This is a genomic window from Pseudonocardia ailaonensis (genome assembly GCF_039531635.1).
Classification (GTDB): domain Bacteria; phylum Actinomycetota; class Actinomycetes; order Mycobacteriales; family Pseudonocardiaceae; genus Pseudonocardia; species Pseudonocardia ailaonensis.
Map to the genome: position 1 here is coordinate 90,461 of NZ_BAAAQK010000016.1, position 4,968 is coordinate 95,428.

General features: G+C 75.6%; 5 protein-coding genes. 2 read left to right on the plus strand and 3 right to left on the minus strand.

Annotated features, from left to right (window positions below):
• Positions 1-124: 124 nt before the first annotated feature.
• Complete coding sequence (locus ABD324_RS21600) at positions 125-1,366, plus strand: DUF349 domain-containing protein (RefSeq protein WP_344419979.1); 1,242 nt, start codon at positions 125-127, stop codon at positions 1,364-1,366.
• Positions 1,367-1,392: 26 nt separating this feature from the next.
• Here ABD324_RS21600 and ABD324_RS21605 read toward each other — a convergent pair whose 3' ends face one another.
• Both ABD324_RS21605 and miaB read right to left on the minus strand, forming a co-directional pair.
• On the minus strand, positions 1,393-1,893 hold the full coding sequence (locus ABD324_RS21605; protein ID WP_344419981.1) for an Rv2732c family membrane protein: 501 nt from the start codon (positions 1,891-1,893) through the stop codon (positions 1,393-1,395).
• Between the two features lie 23 nt (positions 1,894-1,916).
• Positions 1,917-3,392, minus strand: coding sequence for a tRNA (N6-isopentenyl adenosine(37)-C2)-methylthiotransferase MiaB (gene miaB, locus ABD324_RS21610; protein WP_344419984.1), 1,476 nt, complete (start codon positions 3,390-3,392; stop codon positions 1,917-1,919).
• Positions 3,393-3,473: 81 nt separating this feature from the next.
• On the opposite strand from miaB, the gene ABD324_RS21615 reads away from it, so the two are divergent.
• Complete coding sequence (locus tag ABD324_RS21615; protein ID WP_344419987.1) at positions 3,474-4,454, plus strand: TAXI family TRAP transporter solute-binding subunit; 981 nt, start codon at positions 3,474-3,476, stop codon at positions 4,452-4,454.
• Here the strand turns inward: ABD324_RS21615 and ABD324_RS21620 are convergent.
• The coding region (locus ABD324_RS21620) for an alpha/beta fold hydrolase (RefSeq protein WP_344419990.1) at positions 4,430-4,968 on the minus strand (539 nt) is incomplete at its 5' end. The two genes, ABD324_RS21615 and ABD324_RS21620, sit on opposite strands and share 25 nt — an antisense overlap.

Consider the following 4,968-nt stretch of genomic DNA (forward strand, 5'->3'; position numbering starts at 1 on the left):
CCGCCCCGGCCCCCCGAAGCCCGGCCCCCGCCCCGGACCCCGGCCTGGCCCGCCCCCCGGCGGCCACCGCCCACCCGCGGCCACCCCCGCCCCCGCGGCGGCACCGGTCCCGGTGGCGGCACCCGTGGAGCAGTCCCCCGTCCCCGCCGCGTCCGACGACCCCTCCCGCTGGGGCCGCGTCGACGCCGAGGGCGCGGTCTTCCTCCGCACCCCGGACGGCGAGCGGCAGGTCGGGTCCTGGCAGGCCGGCGAGCCCGAGGAGGGCCTGGCCCACTTCGCCCGCCGCTTCGACGACCTGCTCGCCGAGACCGAGCTCGTGGTCACCCGTCTCGCCACCGGCGGCGGCGACCCGAAGCACTCGCTGACCAGCGCGAAAGCACTGCGCGAGGGGCTCGACGAGGCGTCGGTGGTCGGCGACGTCGAGGCCCTGCGCGCCCGGCTCGACGAGCTGATCTCCCGCGCGGACGAGGCCGTGGGCGCCGCCCGCAGCGCCCGCGACGCGCAGCGGCAGGCCGCCGTGGCGCGCAAGGAGGACCTGGCCACCGAGGCCGAGGGGCTCGCCGCCGACTCCAGCCAGTGGAAGCAGGCCGGGGACCGGTTCAAGGCGATCCTCGACGAGTGGCGGACCATCAAGGGCATCGACCGCAAGACCGACGAGGCCCTGTGGAAGCGGTTCTCCCGCGCCCGCGAGGGCTTCAACCGCCGCCGCGGGTCCCATTTCGCGGACCTCGACCGCCAGCGCTCGACCGCGAAGGCGCGCAAGGAGGAGCTGGTCGCCGAGGCCGAGTCCCTCGCGGGTTCGGACGACTGGGGCCCGACCGCCGCCCGCTACCGGGATCTGATGACGGAGTGGAAGGAGGCCGGCCGCGCCCAGAAGGACGCCGACGACGCGCTCTGGCACCGCTTCCGCAGCGCCCAGGACGCCTTCTTCCAGCGCCGGTCGTCGGTGTTCGCCGAGCGGGACTCCGAGTTCGAGGCCAACGCGAAGGCCAAGCGCGCGCTGCTCGACGAGGCCGAGAAGATCGACGCCCGGGACGCCGATGCCGCCCGCGCCGCGCTGCGTGGGATCCAGGAGCGCTGGGAGGAGATCGGCAAGGTCCCCCGCGACGACATGCGCCCGCTCGAGCAGCGGCTGCGCGCCGTCGAGGACACCGTGAAGCAGGCCTCGGAGCGGGAGTGGCGGCGCACGGACCCGGAGGCCGAGGCCCGCGTGGCGCAGTTCCGCGACCGGGTGGCGCAGTTCGAGGCGCAGGCCGAGAAGGCCCGGGCCGCGGGCGACGCCAAGCGCGCGAAGCAGGCCGAGACCCAGGCCGACCAGTGGCGGGAGTGGCTCAAGACCGCCGAGCAGGCGATCCAGGAGCGCTGAGCACCGGGGCCCGGGTCAGCGCCGGTTCAGCGCCGCTGCAGCGCGATCCGGGCCCAGGTGAAGGTCAGCAGTGCGGCGCCCAGCACCCCGATCACGAGCCCGGGGCCGGGGCCGGCGACGCCCTCGGGTACCCCGATCTGCCGGCTCCAGATCGCCCACACGCCGTTGACCAGCGAGATCCCGCTGCCGACGGCGGCGAGCCAGGCCAGTGCCCACACCCGGGTGGTGAGCGCGAGCGCGGACACGACGAGCCCGAACGCGGTGAGGGTGAAGGTGAACAGCCGCGGCAGCGGCCCGGCTGCCTGCGCGCCGACCAGCAGCTGCCAGCCGGTCGCCCCGCCCACCCACGGCAGCAGCAGGGACGCCACGACGGCGAGCGTGCCGATCGCGGCGACCAGCGCGGCCACGCCCGGGTCGATCCGGCGTTCGACGCGCCGTGCGACCCCTTCGATCTCGGTCTGCAGCGCCGCGAGCGAGGGATCGTCCTCGCGCTCCCAGGGCGCCTTGCGCTCGTCCGGCTGGTTCACCGCTCCGCCTTCGTCCCGCTCCGTCACTGTGCCGCCCCGCATCCCGAGACGGCTGCCACCGGCTCCGCCGGCTTCCCGAACCCGGGCAGCCCGAGCCCCGTCGGGGCACCGCCCGGCCGCCCTCCCGCTTCGTGCGCGTCCCCGGCCCGCGTGCGGCGGTGGGTGTGCACCCCGCCGTCGGACACCAGGTGGTGGGGTGCGCCGTAGTCGATCGTCACGGTGACGAGATCCCCCGGCCGGACGCCCGTCGCGTCCCCGGTGGCGAAGTGCACCAGCCGGCCGTCGCGCGCCCGGCCGGAGAGCCGCCGCGTCGCCCCGTCCTTGCGACCCTCGCCCGCGGAGACGAGGACCTCCACGGTCCGCCCCTCGATCCGCCGGTTCTCCTCCCAGGAGATCTGCTCCTGCAGCGCGATCAGCCGGTCGTAGCGCTCCTGCACGACCTGCTTGGGCAGCTGGTCCGGCAGCTCCGCGGCGGGCGTGCCCGGCCGTTTCGAGTACTGGAAGGTGAAGGCGCTGGCGAAGCGCGCCCGGCGGACGACGTCGAGGGTCTCGGTGAAGTCCTCCTCGGTCTCCCCCGGGAACCCGACGATGATGTCCGTGGTCACCGCGGCGTCGGGGATCGAGGCCCGCACCTCGTCGAGGATGTCCAGGTACCGCGCGGAGCGGTAGGAGCGGCGCATCGCGCGCAGCACCCGGTCCGATCCGGACTGCAGCGGCATGTGCAGCTGCGGGCACACCGCCGGCGTCTCGGCCATGGCGGCGATGACGTCCGAGGTGAAGTCCCGCGGGTGCGGCGAGGTGAAGCGGATGCGCTCCAGCCCCTCGACGGTCCCGCAGGCGCGCAGCAGCGAGGCGAACGCGCCGCGGTCCCCGAACTCGCTGCCGTAGGCGTTCACGTTCTGCCCCAACAGGGTCACCTCGAGCACCCCGTCCGCGGCGAGGGCCTCGACCTCGGCCAGGATGTCCCCGGGACGGCGGTCGCGCTCCTTGCCGCGCAAGGCCGGCACGATGCAGAACGTGCAGGTGTTGTTGCAGCCCACCGAGATCGACACCCAGCCCGCGTAGGCGGACTCGCGGCGCGCGGGCAGCGTGGAGGGGAAGACCTCCAGGGACTCCAGGATCTCCACCTCGGCGGCGGCGTTGTGCCGGGCGCGCTCCAGCAGCGCGGGCAGCGACCCGACGTTGTGCGTCCCGAACACCACGTCCACCCACGGGGCGCGCTTCGTGATCGTCTCCCGGTCCTTCTGCGCGAGGCAGCCGCCGACGGCGATCTGCATGTCCGGGTTCGCGTCCTTGGCCGGGCGCAGGTGCCCGAGGTTGCCGTACAGCTTGTTGTCCGCGTTCTCCCGCACCGCGCAGGTGTTGAACACGACGACGTCCGCGCCGGCCGGGTCCTCGGCGCGCGTGTACCCCGCCGACTCCAGCAGACCGGCCATCCGCTCGGAGTCGTGCACGTTCATCTGGCACCCGTAGGTACGGACGTGGTAGGTGCGGCTCACGTCACGAGGGTAGGCCTGCGGACGGGCGGCGGGGCGGGGTGGGGGCTGCACACCGGCCCCCGGACACGGGAGGATGCCGCGATGGAGCCCCGGCCGCACCCGAGCGCACGCGCGCTGCTGCCCCGCCGGGCCGTCCTGGGCGCCCTGGCGCTCGCTCCCCTGGCGCTGGCGGCCTGCGCCGCGACCTTCACCGGCCGGCACCTGACCATCGCGGCAGGGGTCGGTTCGGGCGTCTACTACCGCCTCGGCGGCACGCTGGCGGACATCTGGCACGAGCGGCTCGGCCTCGCGACCGCGCCCGCGGTGCTGACGACGGCGGGCTCGGTCGACAACCTCGACCGCCTCGGCGACGGCTCGGCGGACGTCGCGTTCTCCCAGGTCGACTCCGCCGCGGACCGGCTCGCGACGATCGCGCCGGACGATCCCCGCGCCCCGCGCGCCCTGGCCCGGATCTACGACGACGCCGTGCACATCGTGGTCCGCCGGGACTCCCCGTACCGCCAGCTCGCGGACCTGCGCGGCGCCCGCGTCTCGATCGGGACACCGACGTCGGGCTACTACGCGATCGCCGCCCGCCTGCTCGAGTCCGCCGGCCTGGACTTCCGCCGCGACGTCGCCGCCCAGCAGCTCGGCCTGCCCGACTCCACGCAGGCGCTGCGCGACGGCACCATCGACGCCTTCTTCTGGTCCGGCGGCCTGCCCACCTCCGGCATCACCGACCTCGCCGCCGCGCTGCCGATCCGGCTCCTCGACCTCAAGGACACGCTCGAGTCCTTCCGGGCGCGCTATCCCGTGTACTCCTCGGGGACCGTGCCGGCGGGCACCTACACCCTCCCCGAGCCGGTGGCGACCCTCCTGGTGCGCAACTTCCTGCTGGTCCCCGCCTCGACCGACGACGACCTCGCCGACGCGCTGGTCCGATCGATGTTCGCCGACCAGCCCCGGCTCGCCGCCGCCAGCCCCGCCGCCCTCACCATCGACGCCCGGGCCGCCATCGGCACCCAGCCGGTCCCCCTGCACCCAGGCGCCGAGCGCTTCTACCGGGAGAGCAAGAACGCCTGATCCAGGTGCTCCTGCAGCACCGCCGTGGTCTCCGCGGGCTTCTCGACGGACGGCAGGTGCCCGGCCCCGGCGACCACCCGCAGCCGCGCACCGGGGATGCACGCCCGCATCAGCCGGGCCTGCGCGACCGGCACGTACGGATCGTCGTCCCCGACCAGCACCAGCGTGGGCACCGCGATCCGCGGCAGCAGCGACCGCAGGTCCGCCCGGTCCGCCCGCCCCCGCTGCGTGGCGGCGGCCCCGTCGGGCGGCGTCTCGAGCATCATCGTCCCGACGAGCGCGACGGCCGCGGGGTCCGCGCCCGCGGCCACCATCGTGGGCAGGGCCCGGTGGGTGTGCCCGGCCATCCCGGCCGCCGCGAGCCGCTCCGCGTTCTCCCGCCGCGCCCGCCGCCCCTGCGCGGTCTCCCCCGCCGCGACGGTCCCGGAGAGCGCCAGCGCCGCCACCAGGTCGGGCCGCCGCCGGTAGAGCTCCAGCGCGACCTGCCCACCCAACGACACGCCGACGACGACGG